Origin of the sequence: Psychrobacter sp. LV10R520-6 (assembly GCF_900182925.1) — a bacterium.
Classification (GTDB): Bacteria; Pseudomonadota; Gammaproteobacteria; order Pseudomonadales; family Moraxellaceae; genus Psychrobacter.
In genome coordinates this window covers 2,181,389-2,200,916 of record NZ_LT900024.1, presented here as the reverse complement: position 1 = coordinate 2,200,916, position 19,528 = coordinate 2,181,389, and the positions used below count along the sequence as shown (strand labels likewise).

Genomic DNA, 19,528 nt, shown 5'->3' with positions numbered 1-19,528 from the left:
TAGTGAGCATAACGTATTATGCCATGAACGCAATATCTGTTTGTGGTGAATATTTATCGCCCGCTCAAATCATAATAAGAGGTTTTGATGACCGCGCCACCTTTATCTATACCTACACCTATGCTTAAACTTGACGATCTGACCGTTCAGCGCGGCGAAATACCTTTGTGTGAGAGGGTGACGCTGAGCTTATCTGCTGGTAGTATTTGCCATTTGATTGGTGCTAATGGTACAGGTAAGACCACGTTACTTATGCAGCTTGCTGGATTATTGCCAATAATAACGGGCGAGATTCATTACCAAGGGACAACTGGCGTACCCGTACAGCCGTTATATGTATCACATCAACTGGGCATACATCCGAGTCTGACCGTGGCGCAAAACCTAACGTTTTTACTGAATTTATATGGTATTACGCCAAGTAGTACCGATATTGATGAGGCGTTGGCATGGGTAGGGCTACAAGGTTTTGAGACTATTAGCTCAAGCCATCTGTCTGCTGGACAAACGCGGCGAATCACGCTTGCTCGCCTGTATTTATTAACCCCTCAGGTGACGCCATTGTGGTTACTTGATGAACCATTCACGGCGCTGGATGTGGATATGATGGCGCGAATGGAGACTAGATTGTGCGAGTTTGCAGGCATGGGCGGGGCGATAGTGATGACCAGCCATCAGCCAGTGGGCGTTGCCAATCAAGTGCTCGATTTATCAGATTATATGGTATAAGGGGCAGACAATGACCGACAACCGAGTGCAAGCAGCAAGTGATAACTCTACCAGTGTTAACAAGAGTGCTAATAACATTGCTAACGTGCATTCTGCAGAGATTCTTGCTATTCCCAGTATTACCTTTGGTCAATTATGGCGCCGCGAATGGCAGGTTAAGCAGCAGGGGGCGATACAATGGCTATATCCCTTGGTACTGTTCTTAGTCATTATTACCTTGTTTCCCTTAGCCGTTGGTAGTGAACCGCAATTGCTACAACGCCTTGGGGTGTCAGCGGTGTGGATTGCTGCTTTATTGTCGTTGGTAATGGGTGTGGATGGCTTGTTTAAGCCTGCGCTTGATAATGGGACCTTGGCGCAATTGGTGGTGGCAAGGGCTTCGCTGCCGCTGTGGGTGCTTATTCGTTTGATTATCCACTGGGTATTTAGCAGTGGTATTGTGGCGGTGCTCAGTTTGCTTGCGGTGCCGTTATTCCAGTTGAGCTGGTTTGAGGCGGGTATATTAATGGCGTCAATCGTCACCGGTAGTCCGATGCTGCTGATGTTGTCAGCAGTCGCCAGCAGTCTGACGCTATCGCTTAAAAATGGCGCAGTACTCGTGCCCTTGATTGCACTACCGATGCAATTGCCCGTGTTGATTTTTGCGACTGGGGCAGTTGATTTGTTTGCTTCAGGTCTTAATGGTCTGCCTATTTTAGCGTTATTGCTAGCGGGTAGTATTGTCTCTGTATTGGTCATGCCTTGGGTCATTTCACTGACCTTAAGACTGGCATGGCTCAACTAACAGCTTGAATGAAAAATTTAAAAAAACGGCACTTTGCTTTTAGGTCTTGTGTAACCGTGCCGCGTAGCCCTTTTGAATTAACATCGTGGTGAGATGCAGCAATTTTGCTATAATAGTCAATTAATTGAATAAAAAGTCATTTGTAGATTCTGTCCAGTGTTTAACACTGACAGGTTAGCAGATAGTAGCGCTCGCAAATAATATAATCGTGCGCCTATCAGCCATAATCAATATGCTGAGCAATAGGTTTATCCCCATGCCCAACCTGAATAACGTCTCATCTCCCAGTCTGTGGCAGCGCATTTGGCAAGGCTTCTTAGCCACGGTGGGTACCAAGCAGTTCTTCCGTATCTTTGCGCCATGGGTCAAGTGGCTTGCGATATTAGCCGGTATTTTTCTGCTGATTGGTAGTGTCTGGGGTTTGGCCTTTGCGCCGCCTGATTATCTACAAGGCAACAGCTACCGCATTATCTTTATCCACGTGCCGGCTGCCAGTCTTGCCATCTCAATTTATTTTGCGCTTGCTATATTGGGTGTGATTTATCTGGTATGGAAAATAAAGACAGCCAACCTTGTGGCGCAAGCGCTTGCGCCTATTGGGTTTTTGCTGTGTGTGATTAGCCTGTTGACTGGCTCTATCTGGGCAAAACCAACGTGGGGCACTTACTGGGTTTGGGATGCGCGACTGACCTCGATGCTGATTTTGGCGTTTTTGTATGCTGGGGTGATGGCGCTGTTTGCCGCCTTTGAACATACTGCCAATCGCGGAAAGGCTGCCGCTATTTTGTCCCTTATCGGTGCAGTAAACCTGCCGATTATTAAGTATTCTGTGCAGTGGTGGAATACCTTGCATCAAGGCTCGACCTTTAGCTTGACCGAAGCACCCAAAATGTCTGCTGATATGTGGATGCCATTATTGATGATGATTATTGGTAGTTACTTATTAGTGGCGACATTAGCGATTTATCGTACCAATACTTTGATCTTGTACCGAGATCAAGGCAAAGCTTGGGTGAAAGAATATATTCGTGGACAATATAAATAACGGCTAGGAAGATACCATTTAGAGAGGAGAAGACCATGCAGCCTTACTTTTATAGCGTATCTGAGTTTGTTGCCATGGGTGATCATGGTGTTTTTGTCTGGTCATGCTGGGCGATTACGTTTGGTATGATGCTTATTTTTGTTATTTATAGCCGCCGGCAAAGACAAGCACTGATAAAGCAGCTCATCATTCAGCAGGCGCGGCAAGCTCAGCGCAATCCTAAGGCTAATAAACCCTCCGCGTCGTAGATAGCTTTACTTTAAAATCACCATAATATCGATCCTTTACGGTAGCAGGATATTTTTTAATGCCAATACCCATCAGTTTTCTCATACCTAAATGGCTTATTGATTTGTGTGAACAGTGCTACCATATAGGTGTTATAAGATTATCTTGTCTGATTCATGACGACAAGGGTGTCCTTCGATATTTTCTCTATTTTGTACAGCAGTCACTCGATAATGAGGTAGGGGTATGAACGCAGTTCGTCGCAAAAAACTGATGTGGGTCTTGTTTACGCTGGCAGGCGCAGCGGTAGCGGTGGTGCTGGTCGTCTATGCTATTGGGCAAAAGACTGACTATTATTTTGACCCTACTGCCATTGCTCAAGGTGAAGCCCCGCAAGACAAACGTATACGCGCTGGTGGTATGGTGGTTGCTGGTAGTGTACAGCGTGCGCCAGACGATCCACTCAGCATTGAGTTTGCTATTACTGACTTTAAATCGTCGGTTCCCGTGACTTACCAAGGTATCTTGCCAGACTTGTTCGCTGAAAACTCAGGCATCGTGGCTACGGGTAAAATGCAAGGTGAAACCTTTGTCGCTGGTGAAGTATTGGCCAAGCACGATGAAAACTACATGCCACCTGAAGTTGCAAAGTCGTTAAAAGAAAACAACCGTCTTGGTACAACTCCGTCATCCGAGCAGTATAATCCTGCTGACCCTATTAATGAGACCCAAACGCTGCAACAATAATGGTGCTTGATTTTTAGGGTGATAGGCAAGAGCATAAAAAAATCCACTGAATATGTCAGTGGATTTTTTTGTGTTTAAGGCGATGATTTTTGAGATATTGTACTTTCTAGGCAACGTTGAAACTAACGTTCTAAGCAACGCTTTTTATCAGCTTTCAAAAAATCAATCATCCCATTCAGGGGTATAGTCTGGATGCTCAATTTTACGACCATCGCTACGTGCTAAGTTACCGATCTGTTCTAGTTCGTCCGCGCTCAACTGTATATCGATAGCGTCTAAATTGCCTTGCAAATGAGCAGGGTTAGAGGTCTTTGGAATAGCGACGCGGTCTTTATCCGACAGAATCCATGCAAGCGATACTTGGGCGGGGGTAATGCCATGGTTTTCAGCAATGTTTTTAATGATTTCATTATCAAACACGTCACCACGCGCTAACGGCGAGTAGGCCTCTAACAAGATATGATGATTGTTTAAGAAAGTCTGTAAAGTATGTTGTTTGATGAACGGATGGAACTCAACTTGGTTAACCACAATCGGTACATCAGCGTATTTTTCTGCTTCAGTTAAATTAGCGATATTAAAGTTTGACACCCCGATATGACGCGTCAAGCCTTGTTTCTGTAGCTCGCATAGCGCAGGAATGGTCTCAGATAAAGGAACACGATCATCAGGCCAGTGTAATAACAACAGATCAACGTAATCGGTATCTAAATCCCCCAAAGAGCGCTTAGCTGCTGCAATCAGTTTTTCAGGCTGGAACTTTAAGTCATCAGGAAATATTTTGGTTGTAAGAAAAAACTTATCACGAGCCACTCCTGATTGCTTAATACCTTGTCCCACTTCCTTCTCATTGCCATACGCTTGAGCGGTATCAATATGCTCATAGCCCATTTTTAGACCTTGGCTAACCACGTCAATACAGTCTTGTCCCGTTGACTGCCACGTACCAAGACCCAGTACAGGAATATTAGCTTTCCCAGCTGTTCGAATGTTATAGTTTTTTGAACTCATAGCATTGTCCTTATTATTAGTTTGTAGGTTTTTAATTGGTCTTTATTAATAATATGGCTTATGTTTCTACAGCCATCAGCATCAATTTACTTCACTCACTATAAGAGCCTTTAACCCTAAGTGTAAGGGGAGATGACGCTTTTTTACAAAGGGTACACAGGCTTTAACGTCATTTTTAGTAACTAGAACAAATTACTCGTTATAAGACACAGACAATAAAAAACGTCCATTATCAGAGGATAATGGACGTTTTGGATACTTATATAGTCAATGCTAAATAAAAGCGATGTGTAGATAAAGGCGTACAGCTGGTAAAATTTTTCTAACATGCTGTGCACTTTGCCAGATAGAAGCTGTAAAAATTGCTACCAGCCACACTATATCTTTTTTGAAGTGTACCGATTATACCGTATAAGCTATTGGGCTGCTTCTTCTACGACCGGTGCAGTAGGGGTCGCATCGGTAGTCGCTGCACTACCATCAGCGGCCCAAATTTTTGGATATTTATAACCTGGGAAAGTATCATGCGCATATTTTTTAAAGGCGTCTGAGTTATAAGCGTTAGTAACGTCTTGGACCCATTTTTCCCCGACATCGGCAGATTTGATTGCCGACCAGTTGATATAGTTAAAGCTGGGCTCTTGGAATAGCGCTTCGGTCAGCTCGATGCCAGCGTCAGTCGCATAGTTACCATTGATAACCGCAAAGTCCACTTCATCACGCGCGCGTGGTAGTTGGGCCGCTTCTAGCTCAACGATTTCGATGTCGTATTTGCTGTTGTCAGCGATATCTGTTTTTGAGGCCGTTAATGGATCGATATCGTCTTTTAAGGTGATCCAACCCAGATCACTCATCATTACCAAAGCACGAGCAAAGTTACTTGGGTCATTAGGCGCAGAGACACTCATGCCTTTATAAACATCATTAAGGTCGGTTTTTTTGCCTGAATAGATACCAAGTGGCGCGGTTGGGACTTGGAACACTTCTATCAAATCAAGATCGTTTTCTGATTTGAAGGTATCTAGATAAGGCTTGTGCTGAAAGATGTTGATGTCTAAATCGCCATCGGCCAATGCGAGGTTCGGGCGTACGTAGTCAGTGAAAGGAATCAGTTCAACTTCATAGCCTTGAGCTTCAAGTGAGCTTTTGACTTGGTTACGTACCATATCTGCAAAGTCGCCTTCGGTGGTACCGATAACGATTTTGGTATGGTCAGGGTCGATATCGCTATTGACGGCGTTTTCAGTAACTGGCTCTTGCGTGGCTTCTGGGGCTGATGAGTTGCTACAACCAACCAATACCAAGCTTGATACACCAACGGCGGCAAATGCGGTCGCTAATTGACGGCTGATATCTGTTAATTTCATGGGATTTCCTCAATAATAAAAATAATAAACGCGTTAGGTTCAACGTAGTCATCAAAAAAGCAACATGAGTCATGCTGCTATGTTATGTAATGCGATACCAATTGGTGCTAAATTAGCATTAAAATCAAACTTACTCAGTTACAAAGTCAAGCATTATACCCAGGATTAATACGCGCCAAATCCTGAGTTTTATTCATTAGTAGTACTCTTTAAAACCGTAAACGATCGAATATTCATTATAGTGTTTGGTATTTATCCGATAACTCAACGTTTATCCAGCCGAGTTGCTAGCAAATTACCAAGGCCTTGGATGGAGATAACCATGATCGATAGCATAATCACAATAAACACCATTACCTCAGTCTGATAGCGATAGTAACCATAACGAATGGCCAAATCACCAAGCCCGCCACCACCAATCATACCTGCCGCTGCTGAGTAGGACAGTAAGCTGATACTAAGAATAGTCACAGACAGCACCAACCCTGAACGTGCTTCATTGAGCAGTACTTTAATGATAGTAAAGGGACTGGCACCCATAGATTCGGTGGCTTCAATGATACCGCGCGGCACTTCTCGTAGATTTTGTTCCACCAAACGTGCAAAATAGAATGAGCCGGCAATCGCTAGCACTACAGAGGCAGCGATAGGTCCGATGCCGGTGCCAACGATGGCTTTGGTAAAGGGACTCATGGCAATCATCAAAATTACAAACGGGAAAGCACGCATAAAGTTGGTGATACCACCCAACACGCCATACAAAGTTTTATTTTGCAAAAACTGCCGATCGCTAGATAAGAATAAGAATATACCAAACAGTCCGCCGATAAGTATCGCTACCGTGGTGGAAATGCCTAGCATAATAAAGGTATCTACGAACGATTTCAAAATCTCTTTGCGCAGTTCAAACAGCTTGTCTATTGAGGCGGATAATTCAGCACCAGTCAACATATTTATCTCTCCTGCCTCATTAGTCTTCGTGCACTAAGCCTTGGCCAATAGGGGTGGTAGCCTGAATCAGGCCATCGCGAATATCGGCGACCTCGAGCAGTTGCCCTTGATGTAGCAATGCGGCGCGGTGACACAGCCTACGAATCACACTCATCTCATGGGTCACAATAACAATAGTCACCCCGAGCTGCTCATTAATATCACGCAGACAAGTCAACAAACTGCGGGTAGTGGCAGGATCAAGAGCACTGGTTGGCTCATCGGCGAGCAACACTTTGGGGCTCGGTGCAATGGCGCGGGCAATACCTACTCGCTGCATTTGTCCCCCTGAAAGTTGCGCCGGATAGTGACTGGCGCGATCGGTCAAGTCAACAATGTTCAGACAGTCCATTACCCGCTTATGAATATCACGGCTGGGATAGCCTGAGACCGTCAAATTAAAAGCCACGTTATCAAATACCGTGCGATTCGACATAAGATTAAATTGTTGAAAAATCATGCCCATATTATGGCGTGCGATACGCAAATCACTGGCGGACAACTGGGTCAAATCAGTGCCGTCAATAATAACTTGTCCGCTATCAGGCCGCTCAAGCAGATTAATCAACCGTAGCAAGGTAGACTTTCCCGCTCCTGAATAGCCCATTAGACCGAAGATTTCACCTTGCTGTATAGATAGCGACGTCGGCTCAACGGCAGTAAACCAATGCGGTTTGCCGTCTTTGTTTTTTATTGATCGATCGCTTAAAAAGCTCTTAGTCACATCATTTAGGACGATCATGTCACTCATGGAATGCTCAAAATATTAATAGATATAGTTACGGTCATATAAGTCAGTATGCTATTGCGTAATGACAGTCTCGTGGTCAATAAGCGCTGTTAATAACAATATAATTAAGGGGCAGTAATATAGCATATTATTGAGCGCTTTGGATATGCACATCCGTATTTGGCTTATGACAATATAGCCATTAGCTGCAATAAGTATAATGGGGCGGATATGGATAACATGACACCATAAAGCGGCAGGCAATAGAGAGTCATTATTGCTGTAATAAAAACCAATATTAAAGTAGGAGAGCCATTATAGGGCATATCTAATCTAATTGGCTTTAACTGAGCACAATAAAAAGACTTAAAAGCTGAAAGACAGTCCAATGACACGCTAATCATTAGGGTCTTTATAGCTATGATGAGGGTCGTATTTGACCGGAATCACCACCAAAAATCGAGTATGACCATTGATGGTATCAGTAATAATATGACCTTGATGAGCAGTGACAATTTGTGCTACCAAAGATAAGCCTAACCCAGAGCCTTTATTTTTTTGCTGCAAACGTACAAATGGACTAAAGATTTCTTCACGTTTGTTTTTAGGTATACCGGCACCTTCATCAATGACAGCGAGCACAGCATATTTTGGTAGGGGACGCGTCGGGTCGGCTTTGGATTTTTTTAAATGCTTGGTAAATAAATTTTCTTTACGCGAGGAAGTAGGCGTCTCGTTTTTATCCTTACTGTCTTTTTTATTATTGGTTTTACTAATTGGCTCATTACTATCAAGGCTATCGTCTGTGTGTTTGCTAGTAGCGTTGATGGTATTAGCATTAACATTATCAGGGTGTTCAGGCTCAGTATGAGCGTTGTCGTTCCTAACATTGTTACGAGCATCGGCTGGCGCGTCCGGTACTATATTCCAAACAACTTTTTTAATTTTATCTATTAGCTCTGTAGACATTTTATTGTCATTGTTGCTAAGTGAAATACCTGTTTCGCTACTGAGCGATTGAGCAACTGACGGTTTAGTAACTAATAGATCGGTACCGACTGTTTCAGTCACTGATAGGGGTCGTTTGTCTATCACTGCAGAATTTTCATCGGTGGTCTCAAGATCCGCATTTTCTTGTTTGTCGTCATTCGTACTATTAATAGGAGTCAGTGTTTCGCCATTCCTATAAATAATAGGCGCAGGTAGGGCGGCTATTTCATCTGAATTTTCTGAACTAGCAGTGCCTGAACGATCCGATTTGCGGTCAGACTGTATATTGACACGCTGGCCATCTTTGTTGATTTCATACTGATTACTATCATTAAGAGGGTACTCGCTATCGTCAAACTGCTCAGCATAATAATTATAATCTGAGTCACTGTGATCGGCAAAGCTGCTGCATAGTACTGATTGCAACAGATAGTCAGGCACGATATCTGCCTCATCAATAGTTTGTACGCCATAGAGTAATACAGTCACAGGCGGTATGCCGTGTAACATCGCGTTATTTAATAAATTACGAATTAAGTGGGTCAACATAGATGGCTGACCATCAATGATTATATGCTCACCGATTAAGGTCGCCTCAGAATAATGTTGGCGCTCTTGATTGACCAAATCGTATAAATCTAATCGCTCAACTTGCTGCATCACATGACCGGCATCTAAACGACTGACCAGCAAGATACTTTCAACCAAGTCATTAAGTCCTGATAAATCGCGATTGATGGCTTGGGCACGCTTATCGAACTTGGCTTTGATGTCGATGGACATGGCGCCAGCAAGCATATCCATCATCTCAATTTGCAAGCGAATGCGGGTGATGGGAGTGCGCAGCTCGTGAGAGGCATGTGCCAACAGCAAGTTATTAGCGTTAATAAGCTGTTCAATCTTTTGAGCCGCTTGGTTAAATCCTCGTGATAGCGAAGCAATTTCATCATTACCGCGCGCATTCACACGTACTGTAAAGTCGCCATCCCCAAGCTGAGTTATTTGCTGACTCAGCTGATTGATCCGCCACGTCATGGTACGAGCGATCCACCATAGCGCGCCTGCCATAATCATAAGTAACAGCAAAGTACCAGTAAATAAATTCAGCGCAGCAGAAAGTACTGGCTTTTTGGGCGGCAAGCGTGATTCATAAAGCAGTGTGTAGCCGGTACTACTATACACTTGTGCTTGCTGGGTAGGCGGGGTGTCTGAAAATGAGGGGAAAACGCGCGATAATAAAGACGGAGTTGCTGGCAGCTCTAATGGTAGATCGCTGCTGTCCGTCTGCATCAGTAAGCGACCATGACTGTCATACAAGCCCATTTTTGCTTGCAATGACTCATCAAAGATATCGAAGCTTTTTTTGACGACCGCCAGCATAAAACGCGATTGTAAGCGATTGTCTTTACTGACAGAGATATTAAGCTCATGTAAATAAGGGTCTATCTGCCCCAAAATCTGCGTCGCGACTACCTCTGAGCGTATGCCAGCATCTTTATCATGGACCAGTTGCGTCAATAGCACCATCGCAACCGCAAATAAGATAAGTGCCAGCATCACACTGGCAAATAACTTAGCAAATACGGAGCGAAAACCCAGCTGCTGCATTAAACAGTCTCTATTATCATATGCTCATATCGATTCATACTGATACTGGTAAATATTGGTTATAGCTATTAGTTACAAAAGTGGCAATCATACCTACTATAACCCTTGTTAATCAGTAGTTTATTCTCGATCAAACCTGATCAGTGGCGAATTGATAACCCACACCGCGTACCGTAATGATACGTTTTGGTTGCCGCGGATTGTCCTCAATTAAAGCACGTAAACGTGAAATATGGACATCAATGGCACGGTCTATATTGTCTGAGCTGTCGTCGTTTGGCATCGCTTGCCACAGCTGCTCACGGTTGAGCACTTTACCGGAATGAGTAGCAAAGTAATGGAGCAGTTGAAACTGATGGGTTGTCAAGCGCACTGACTGCTCATCAATAGTCACTTCATGACTATCGGGAAAGACACTTAAACGCCCAAACGTCAAACTATCCGATTGGCTATCCGCTTGATTGGGTTGCTCGTGACGACGAATGACCGATCGAATACGTGCCAATAGTTCTCGCGGCTCAAAAGGCTTTGAGATATAGTCATCAGCGCCCATCTCCAGTCCCAATACGCGATCTGTAGTATCTCCTTTAGCCGTAAGCATAATAATCGGAACTTTATTGGTCATATTATTTTTATTGCCACGAATTTTTTGGCAGACCTGCATTCCATCCATATCAGGGAGCATTAAATCAAGCACTACTAAATCAATATCGCGTTCTTTGGTATCTAATGTATCAAGACCTTCCTGACCGAGTCCTGCATGATGGACATCGTAATAATTCATAGTCAGATAATCGCTAATTAATTCTGCCAAATCTGGATCATCTTCAATTAATAAAATCTGCTTACTCATGGGTTGTCCTCTAGTTGTTTTTATAAAAACCTGCTAATAGTTATCGTCATTTTAAATTAGTTATTTTCAATAATTAAATCACAATGATTAAAAATACGGTTAATAAATCAGTCGATGATTAGACGATACGACTATATTGCCTAAGTAAGGCGTTGTTAAACAAGACATGCTTTGTTAATGTTTCTACACCATGTAACTTATATTAAGATAATCTATATCATAATTGACTTATATCATAACTGGCTATGAAATAACTACTTTTTTGCCAGCGGACTCTACCGGCAAGTCAGCCAAACAAATCAAGCTATCATTGCTAATACCTGCAATCAGGTATTGTCCCGTACTTGGATCATACTTGATAACCTCAACAGGCTGACGGGTCAGAAGTTGGTCTTGTTTAATAGTCCATACATTAGCGGTCAAGGGCGTAAGAGACTGATATGGAGGCGTCTCTAGAGCTTTTAAATCGACATCGTGAAGCGCGCGCTTAGGGACTACTGTACCCACCTCTATTTGACCATAATCGACTCGGCCGGTGACGAACATACCTGGCTTGAGGGTACTGCGGCTGGCGTCGTTTTTGATGACATGGACATAGACCAATAGCTGGTTAGGCTGGTCACTGGCAACCAAGTTACTGACTTGACCCGTAAATTTTTCTGACAGACCTTGAGTAGTGAAGTTTACCGTTTGTCCCACTGATAATTGAGGCTTGACTTTAATGGGCAAGGTAGCGATAAAGCGTAGATCACTCTCATCACTAAGGTGTAACAGCGGCTTACGAGCGTCAATTTGTTCTTTAGGTTGAACATATAAAGCATTCACGCGCCCTGAAAAATTGGCACGTATGGCAATCAGCTGAGAGATTTTTTTGGAGTTTACAGAACCTTGACTGCTATCTACATCGCTATTGCTGGCATCATCCTTTGGGGATAGTTGACTTTTTGATTCAAGATCATTGGCTTCTTTACTGTGTTGCTGATTGTTGGGCAATGGCTCTAATGAAGCGTCCTTATTTGTAGCCCTGTTTATAGCGTTTTGGTTTTTGGCTTCATTATTAGCAGTCGCAGCACTGCCTAAATTAATGGAGCTTAAGTTTGTAGAACCTGAATTTTCGGCGTCTTTCTGATTGGATGGATTTGTCGGTTTGCTGGTATCAACTTGACGCTGGACAAGCAATAATGGCGTGCCTTTTTCTACCCATTGACCTGTGGTAACCAGTACTTTTTCTACCCTAAGCGCATAGGCTGAAGTGAGCTGTGTCTGCTTAGTGGGTTCAATGTTGCCTTGTAGTCCGAGGCTTGGCTGGTAACGTGATGATTTTATATTCAGAATATGTTTAGGCGTCATAGTGACACTATCTGCACCGATAATGAGTGGTGTATCTACGATCTCACTTTTATCGCCAACACGAAGTTCATCATTAGGTGCCGGCGGTTGGCACGCGACAAGAAGTAAGGCGATTAATAAGCAAACGCTATTCTTAAAGCATACAGATTCGGAGCACATAAAGAATGTCATACCAATCACCATCATAAACGTCGTTTTATTATATAGTGAAATCAAACAAGGAGGAACTAGTGCGCCCTAGTTAACCATCAAAGAGCTACTAGCTACTAGCTACTGTAAAGAGTAATACTATAATCACTGGTTTAGTAGGGTAGTAAATGCAATTAGTACCGTTAAAGTAACCGCCAGTCAATTAAATAACTGGGAAAGTGCAATCAATTATGCTAAAACAGGCACAGTAGAATTAATTGATACATTTTTGTCACAAACTAAGATTATCGGGTAAGTTATGTAGCAATTTTATACATAACAAAGATTAAGGCAATGCTTAAAAATCTGTTACCTAGCTATCATTCCATACTGTTGTCGAGCATCGTTGTGATATTAATAGCCGAATTTACTCAGATAACTAATGATAAAGTACGTATATTAGCTTATGATAGCGCGATATTTAATAGGCGGTTAGCACCATATATAATAGCTGCAGATAAAGTTAATCGTTATCAAGCTAATAATGTAAAGTTGGTAATCGCTATAAACCTAAATATAAGCTATTTCATGAAAAAAAATAGCAGCCAAAAGTTTGCATTGAAAAACAGCGATACGAATAAACAGTCGTTCATAGGACAATTATAATGGAAAATAATTTTGATGGCTTAAAAGTCATGGTTATCGATGACTCAAAAACCATTCGTCGTACAGCAGAGACCTTATTACAAAAAGCTGGCTGCGAAGTGGTTACGGCTATTGATGGCTTTGATGCGTTGGCTAAGATTGTAGATAATAACCCAGACATTATCTTTGTCGATATTATGATGCCACGTCTAGACGGCTATCAGACATGCGCATTGATCAAAAACAATCCCGATTATGCTGGTAAGCCTGTGATTATGCTGTCATCAAAAGATGGTTTGTTTGATAAAGCGCGTGGACGTATTGTCGGTTCTGATGAGTATTTGACTAAGCCATTTAGCAAAGATGAGTTGTTCGAAGCTATTAACCAGTACCGTTAATAGATATAGATATAGATATAGATATAGATATAGTCAATCCATAATAAAATTAGTACATCTCATATCATGGAACAGTTTATTTAAATCATTCTCCATCCAACCTTGTCGTAGAAACTTAGCCTGTGCCCACTTTTTCTCAATAGGGTTTTGTCATATAACGCACCAATGACATTGGTTCTACTTTTGGCTTGCCAGCTATAGCTATCAATGCGAAGAATGCCGATAGGTGCATAACCAAAAGGACGCAGGGTTTCATTTTCAAAACCGCTCTCATCCATGTATACGATAGCAAAACCTTGAGCAAGGAAGTCGTTAAGTTTGCTTAGATAGTCAGCTCTCTTTACTGGGCAAGCTTTTGGATGCTCCAAGGTCTTTTTTTTTGCTGATACCAAGGCGTTTTAACAAACCTCGCGCAGAAATCCCCTACCTCTTAGGTAGTGGGATGAAGGCGTTATTGACTAAATCCAAATAAATTGTTAGTGTTATAGGATTCAGTCTAAAATATTAAAGGTGTTGATAACAAATGCTCTTAGATAATAATTCACACTCAGTATTTTTGCTAAACTATCACCTAATACTGGTTACTAAGTATCGCAGAGAGGTTTTTGATGACGCTGTATCAGATAGAGCTAAAGCAATATTTGAGCGTATCGCCCCTGACTATAAACTTGAGGTCATTGAGTGGAATCACGATAAAGATCATGTTCATATTTTATTCAAAGCCCATCCCAAGAGCGAGATCAGTAAGTTTATTAATACTTACAAATCAGCAAGCAGTCGCTTACTCAAAAAAGAATTTCCTCAAATCAAAGAAACACTTTGGGAAGATAAATTTTGGTCACAATCATTTTGTTTGATTACGACAGGGGGCGCACCTCTTGACGTAATTAAGCAATATATTATAGATCAGGGAAAATAATGACCAAGCAAATCCTTAAAGCCTATAAGTGCAGACTGTACCCAACCGATGGACAGCAAATATTCTTTGCTAAGTCATTTGGTTGTACGCGCTTTATTTGGAATAGGATGCTTAATGATAAGATTGAGTATTACAAAGAAACCAAAACCGAACTAAAAAACACCCCAGCTCAGTACAAGACTGAGTTTGAATGGCTAAAAGAGGTGGATAGTTTGGCTCTGGCTAATGTCCAGCAAAACCTACGCAGTACTTATAATAAATTCTTCAAACAAGGCTCAGGCTTTCCTAAATTCAAGAAAAAAGGCTTAAAAGACAGTTACACCACCAACAATCAAAAAGGTACGGTAGCGGTCACAAACAACACCGTTAAGTTGCCTAAAATTGGTCACATCAAGGCGAAGATACACCGTTCTATCAATGGATTGATTAAAAGTGCCACCATCAGCAAAAGCCCATCGGGTAAATACTACGTCAGCTTATTGGTTGAAACAGTGGTTGATGACATGCCTAAAACTCAATCAAATATCGGCATTGATTTAGGAGTAACAGACTTTATCGTCCTATCGGACGGGAGTAAAGTTGCTAACCCTAAGTTTTTATCGAGGTTGCAAGATAAATTAGGGCGCGAACAAAAGATACTAGCCAAACGCAGGTTGGTTGCTAAAACTCAGCAGCGCAAGCTGTCTGAAAGCCGTAATTACCAAAAGCAGCGCCTAAAAGTTGCCAAGGTTTACGAGAAAATCACCAACACCCGCAAAGACTTCCTACACAAGCTCTCATTCAATATCATCAAAAACCACGATGTTATTGCCATTGAGGATTTGAACGTAAAAGGCATGGTTAAGAACCGTAAACTTGCAAAAGCCATATTAGACAGCTCATGGTCTACTTTTACCACCATGCTTGCCTATAAAGCAGAATGGTATGGTAAAGAGCTTGTCAAAATAGACCGATGGTATCCATCCTCTAAAACCTGCTCAGGCTGTGGTCATTTGCTTAGCAAGGATGAATTACCCTTGTCATTGAGATCATGGGTTTGCCCTTGCTGCTTGCGAAATAACGATAGAGATATCAATGCCAGTATCAACATCCTAAATCAAGGATTGACACTGGTAACGCTCAAAACTGTCGGTGCGACAGGGTTAGCTTAGTGAATTTGTCTAACCTCTGATACAGAATATCGTATCAAGTATGGGTATTACCTAAGAAACCCCTACCTCTAAGGTGGTGGGTAGTTCATACTACACATCCTGACGGATATCTTTAAAAATAAAGGAAATACCCATGACTACTGTTTTAGTCATTGACGATTCGCCATCTGAGATGGCGAAATTTCGCGACATGCTTGCGAAGAATAATTATCAAGTGTTAGAGGCAATCAATGGTGAACAAGGTTGTCAGATGGCAGCTGAACATTTGCCAGACATCATTTTGATGGATGTGGTTATGCCGGAGATGAATGGTTTTCATGCCACTCGTAAAATAACACGTGGTAAGACCACCGCTCATATTCCCGTCATCATGATCAGTACCAAGAATCAAGAAACTGATCGGGTTTGGGGTAAGCGTCAAGGCGCTAAAGAGTATGTGTCTAAACCGGTTGACGAGATAGGGTTGATTAACATTATTCGTAAAGTAATGGAGTAACTTGTGGCTTCCAGAGGATTTATTGAGCTTCTGCGCTTAGCGGACATGGCACGCGCGCGCAAAAATGGTCGCCAAGGCGGGCAAGAATCCGACTGGCAAGGTATTGTATTTGAGATTGGCGGGCAGCGACTGGTTGCCCCTATGGGTGAAGTGTCAGAGGTGCTGACGATGCCTGAATATACCAGTATGCCCCTAGTCCAGCCCTGGATGCTAGGTATTGCTAATATTCGTGGACGTTTATTACCGTTGACGGATCTGTCTCAGTTTTTGCATGTTCCTAGTCGTTTGTCGCAAATGAGTCAGCGCAAAGTGATTGTTATCGATCATGATAGCGTTTTTTCAGGAATACTCGTAGATCAAGTGCTGGGTATTGAGCATTTTAATCGAAGTCAGTACCGATCAGAAGCTATTGATAGTAAGTCACCATTTGCCCCTTATAATCACGGTAAGTTCTTTAAAGACGAGCAAGATTGGTTTGTTTTTATGCCCAGTTTACTGGCGCAAGACTCGCGCTATATTGATGCTGCGATATAACTATTTGTAATAAACTATAATAAAAAATTTGTCTGCTAAATCAATGACAAATAGAATTATGACAAAGTAGTAACGACTGACATGATACTGCTGTATGTCAGTATTCATAAAGGCTTTGCTGATGGCTGTTATTGGTATAACAGTGATTGATAAAGTCAGTCAAGAGACGACTTGGACCACTGTTTGGAAGGAATATGCACGATGAGTGAAGTTATGAAAAACCCTGTAGCTGGCACGGTCAAAAAAACGCCAGATGTTAAAGATTCCAATAATAAATGGAAGGTTTTATTAGGGTTTTTTGCCTTAGTGAGTGTGGCCTGCTTGGTTTGGTTAATCAACTCATTATCATCATTGAGTCAATACTTGAACGATTTCAATCAATCAATAGTATTGCCAATGATTGTATTCGTGTTAGGGGTACTGGGTACCTTATTTGCCTTATACCAGCTACTAAAAAATCGCGGTGGAAAGGAACGCTTACTTATTGAAAAAGAAACCTTGCGTCGCCGGCAAGAAGCAGATGCAGAGTCTGAACGTGCTCGCCAGATTCAGGAAGAAAACGAACGTAACCAGATAGCGATTTTACGCTTACTTGATGAGCTAGGAGATTTGGCAGAAGGTGACTTGACTGTTAATGCGACGGTATCAGAAGATTTTACTGGGGCAATTGCTGACTCAGTGAACTTTGCGATTGACCAATTACGTCAGCTGGTATTGGTTATTAACAGTACCGCTGACCGTGTCTCACAATCCTCAGAGCAAACGCAGATGAACGCCGTTGAGCTTGCTGAAGCATCTGAGCACCAAGCGCAAGAAATCGCTGGTGTGTCAGCCGCGATTAATGAGATGACGGTATCGATTGACCAAGTTTCGAATAACGCCACGGAGTCCGCAACGGTTGCTCAGCGCTCAGTTGCTATCTCTTATAATGGGGCAGAAGTCGTACAGCGCTCGATTGAAGGTATGAACGTCATTCGTGATCAAATTCAAGAAACCTCAAAGCGTATCAAACGCCTTGGTGAATCCTCTCAAGAGATTGGTGATATCGTTGGCTTGATTAATGATATTGCTGATCAGACCAACGTTTTGGCATTGAACGCCGCTATTCAGGCATCGATGGCAGGCGAGGCGGGTCGAGGATTCGCGGTAGTTGCTGATGAGGTTCAACGTCTCGCTGAGCGTTCAGCCAATGCGACCAAGCAGATCGAAACTTTGGTGAAGACCATCCAGGCAGATACCAATGAGGCGGTCATGTCGATGGAGTCCACTACCTCTGAAGTCGTCCGCGGTGCGCGCTTAGCAAAAGATGCTGGTGAAGCACTAGAGGAAGTGCAAAGTGTTTCTAACACTTTGGCCGATTTGATTCAAAGCATCTCAAACGCCGCGCAGCAGCAAGCTGACTCTGCCGGGCACATCTCTCATACTATGAATATTATTCAAGATATTACCTCGCAAACTTCGTCCGGTACGATGGCAACGGCGCGCTCTATTGGTGAGCTGAGCGAAATGGCAGCAGCACTACAAGAATCGGTAACGGGCTTTAAAGTATCTAATGATGATGAACAATTAGATCATGATCATGACCTAAACAATGATCATGACTTAAATAGTAATTATGATTTGGATAGTGATCATGATAGTTTTGAGATGAAAAGTCTGTCAAATGTATCGAGTACTTAACACCAGTGCTAATAATAAAAATTGAGTAAAAATAAACGAGCGACCTTAAATCCTATCGTTTACTTTTACTCAATCGCTATTAACAAAGTGTGGTTTTTTGTATTGAGCTACTACTTAAAGCGCGGCGCTAGTCATTGTAGCGTGCGACTGTAATAACAACAGCAGGTCATGTGAATAATCGTACTCAGTAAAATATCAGAGCGATAAGCAAGGCTAAAACTAGATCTATGGCGGTAACTGTTTTAGTGAAAGAAGACTTCTTAAATGCGCAGCAATGGCGATGTTATATAGAGCAAGAGATTGGCTTTGTTTTACCAGATATGCAATTACAGTGGTTAGTGAATGCCGTTGATCACACAGCAGCGGTACATCAATTGACAGTTGCGCAACTATGGACTGCATTACCGTTTAATAGTGAGCTGCGTCAGAAATTATTGGATGCCGTACTCATTCCCGAAAGTCGTTTTTTTCGGCATATACCTTCAATACAGTTCGTCACAGAACGCGCATTACAATATCAGCAGCAAGCTCATTTGAACGGTCTCAATACTGATAACTTATTTCGTATTTGGAGCGTTGGTTGCGCTCACGGTCAGGAGGTTTGGACGCTTGCCATGAGTCTAGCCTCGAAGCAGATGACAAATTATGCCATATTGGGTACTGATGTCAGCCAGCGAGCTCTGACCAAAGCGCGCTTGGGACGTTATGATGACCGGCAGCGGCACTTAATCCCGCAGGATTGCCAGCAGTTTATTCAACCTTTATCGCCTGAACATGCAGCTTGCAAACCAAATCTTTATGATTTGTCTACGATTAATCAAACGTCAAAAACCATTCAGCCGCAATGGCAAATTGCGGCAACGTTACAACAGCATGTCAGCTTTACTTGGCACAATATTTTTACTCAAGAGTTGGCCACACCGTCTCTACAACAGGTGATTATCTGCCAGAATATGCTGTTATATTTTCGCAAATTTGATCAACGTGATATTTTGACCCGATTGTCAGCGCAGTGTGTGTTAGGTGGTTATATTATATTAGCTCCAGGTGAGGCGTTGTTTTGGCGTCCTTCGAACATGCGCCGTATTGCGCACCCACAGATTAATGCGTGGCAAAAAATTAGTGCCTAAATTAGTGTCTAGAC

General features: G+C 42.5%; 19 protein-coding genes and 1 pseudogene. 12 read left to right on the top strand and 8 right to left on the bottom strand.

Going from position 1 to position 19,528, the window contains the following annotated elements:
• Positions 1–87: 87 nt before the first annotated feature.
• The 5 genes from ccmA to ccmE all read left to right on the top strand — a co-directional run bounded on the left by ccmA (position 88) and on the right by ccmE (position 3,533).
• A complete protein-coding gene (gene ccmA, locus U1P77_RS09135; RefSeq protein ID WP_321154710.1) occupies positions 88–729 on the top strand; it encodes a heme ABC exporter ATP-binding protein CcmA in 642 nt (213 codons plus the stop codon).
• Between the two features lie 109 nt (positions 730–838).
• A complete protein-coding gene (locus tag U1P77_RS09130; protein WP_414479084.1) occupies positions 839–1,513 on the top strand; it encodes a heme exporter protein CcmB in 675 nt (224 codons plus the stop codon).
• Positions 1,514–1,769: 256 nt separating this feature from the next.
• Positions 1,770–2,558 carry a heme ABC transporter permease CcmC gene (gene ccmC / locus U1P77_RS09125; RefSeq protein ID WP_321154708.1) on the top strand — a complete coding sequence of 263 codons (789 nt, stop codon included), beginning with the start codon at positions 1,770–1,772 and terminating at the stop codon, positions 2,556–2,558.
• 35 nt (positions 2,559–2,593) lie between these two features.
• On the top strand, positions 2,594–2,806 hold the full coding sequence (gene ccmD, locus U1P77_RS09120) for a heme exporter protein CcmD (protein ID WP_321154707.1): 213 nt from the start codon (positions 2,594–2,596) through the stop codon (positions 2,804–2,806).
• Between the two features lie 226 nt (positions 2,807–3,032).
• On the top strand, positions 3,033–3,533 hold the full coding sequence (gene ccmE, locus U1P77_RS09115; RefSeq protein ID WP_321154706.1) for a cytochrome c maturation protein CcmE: 501 nt from the start codon (positions 3,033–3,035) through the stop codon (positions 3,531–3,533).
• 162 nt (positions 3,534–3,695) lie between these two features.
• On the opposite strand, the gene U1P77_RS09110 is transcribed toward ccmE, so the two are convergent.
• From U1P77_RS09110 to U1P77_RS09080, 7 genes are all read right to left on the bottom strand, one after another.
• Positions 3,696–4,544 carry an aldo/keto reductase gene (locus U1P77_RS09110; protein ID WP_321154705.1) on the bottom strand — a complete coding sequence of 283 codons (849 nt, stop codon included), beginning with the start codon at positions 4,542–4,544 and terminating at the stop codon, positions 3,696–3,698.
• A gap of 416 nt (positions 4,545–4,960) precedes the next feature.
• A complete protein-coding gene (locus U1P77_RS09105) occupies positions 4,961–5,911 on the bottom strand; it encodes a MetQ/NlpA family ABC transporter substrate-binding protein (protein ID WP_321154704.1) in 951 nt (316 codons plus the stop codon).
• A gap of 264 nt (positions 5,912–6,175) precedes the next feature.
• Positions 6,176–6,862, bottom strand: a complete 687-nt coding sequence (locus U1P77_RS09100) for a methionine ABC transporter permease (RefSeq protein ID WP_414479006.1) — start codon at positions 6,860–6,862, stop codon at positions 6,176–6,178.
• A gap of 19 nt (positions 6,863–6,881) precedes the next feature.
• Positions 6,882–7,652 carry a methionine ABC transporter ATP-binding protein gene (locus tag U1P77_RS09095; protein ID WP_201556474.1) on the bottom strand — a complete coding sequence of 257 codons (771 nt, stop codon included), beginning with the start codon at positions 7,650–7,652 and terminating at the stop codon, positions 6,882–6,884.
• 375 nt (positions 7,653–8,027) lie between these two features.
• A complete protein-coding gene (locus U1P77_RS09090) occupies positions 8,028–10,229 on the bottom strand; it encodes an ATP-binding protein (RefSeq protein ID WP_321154703.1) in 2,202 nt (733 codons plus the stop codon).
• A 130-nt stretch (positions 10,230–10,359) separates the two neighbouring features.
• Positions 10,360–11,082: a response regulator transcription factor gene (locus U1P77_RS09085; protein WP_201556472.1), complete on the bottom strand. Its 723-nt coding sequence runs from the start codon at positions 11,080–11,082 to the stop codon at positions 10,360–10,362.
• Between the two features lie 243 nt (positions 11,083–11,325).
• Positions 11,326–12,591 carry an efflux RND transporter periplasmic adaptor subunit gene (locus U1P77_RS09080; RefSeq protein WP_321154702.1) on the bottom strand — a complete coding sequence of 422 codons (1,266 nt, stop codon included), beginning with the start codon at positions 12,589–12,591 and terminating at the stop codon, positions 11,326–11,328.
• Between the two features lie 635 nt (positions 12,592–13,226).
• Here U1P77_RS09080 and pilG point away from each other — a divergent pair.
• On the top strand, positions 13,227–13,604 hold the full coding sequence (gene pilG, locus U1P77_RS09075) for a twitching motility response regulator PilG (RefSeq protein ID WP_201556471.1): 378 nt from the start codon (positions 13,227–13,229) through the stop codon (positions 13,602–13,604).
• Between the two features lie 80 nt (positions 13,605–13,684).
• Here pilG and U1P77_RS09070 read toward each other — a convergent pair whose 3' ends face one another.
• Positions 13,685–13,996 carry a hypothetical protein gene (locus tag U1P77_RS09070; RefSeq protein WP_321154701.1) on the bottom strand — a complete coding sequence of 104 codons (312 nt, stop codon included), beginning with the start codon at positions 13,994–13,996 and terminating at the stop codon, positions 13,685–13,687.
• A 131-nt stretch (positions 13,997–14,127) separates the two neighbouring features.
• Here U1P77_RS09070 and tnpA point away from each other — a divergent pair, with 131 nt between their 5' ends.
• The 6 genes and pseudogenes from tnpA (at position 14,128) to U1P77_RS09040 (ending at position 19,514) form a co-directional block, all read left to right on the top strand.
• Positions 14,128–14,523 (top strand): IS200/IS605 family transposase, encoded by a 396-nt coding sequence (gene tnpA / locus U1P77_RS09065; RefSeq protein ID WP_321154700.1) that lies wholly within the window; start codon positions 14,128–14,130, stop codon positions 14,521–14,523.
• The gene (tnpB, locus tag U1P77_RS09060; protein ID WP_321154699.1) at positions 14,523–15,674 is read left to right on the top strand and encodes an IS200/IS605 family element RNA-guided endonuclease TnpB; all 1,152 of its coding nucleotides are present in this window, start codon (positions 14,523–14,525) and stop codon (positions 15,672–15,674) included. The genes tnpA and tnpB overlap by 1 nt, the downstream gene beginning before the upstream one ends.
• Positions 15,675–15,807: 133 nt before the next feature.
• Entirely contained in the window at positions 15,808–16,170 is a 363-nt protein-coding gene (locus U1P77_RS09055) for a response regulator (RefSeq protein WP_321154698.1), read from the top strand.
• 3 nt (positions 16,171–16,173) lie between these two features.
• A complete protein-coding gene (locus U1P77_RS09050; protein ID WP_321154697.1) occupies positions 16,174–16,704 on the top strand; it encodes a chemotaxis protein CheW in 531 nt (176 codons plus the stop codon).
• Between the two features lie 330 nt (positions 16,705–17,034).
• Positions 17,035–18,252, top strand: a pseudogene (locus U1P77_RS09045) (methyl-accepting chemotaxis protein); the annotation flags it as partial.
• A gap of 359 nt (positions 18,253–18,611) precedes the next feature.
• A complete protein-coding gene (locus U1P77_RS09040; RefSeq protein ID WP_321154696.1) occupies positions 18,612–19,514 on the top strand; it encodes a CheR family methyltransferase in 903 nt (300 codons plus the stop codon).
• Positions 19,515–19,528: the final 14 nt, after the last annotated feature.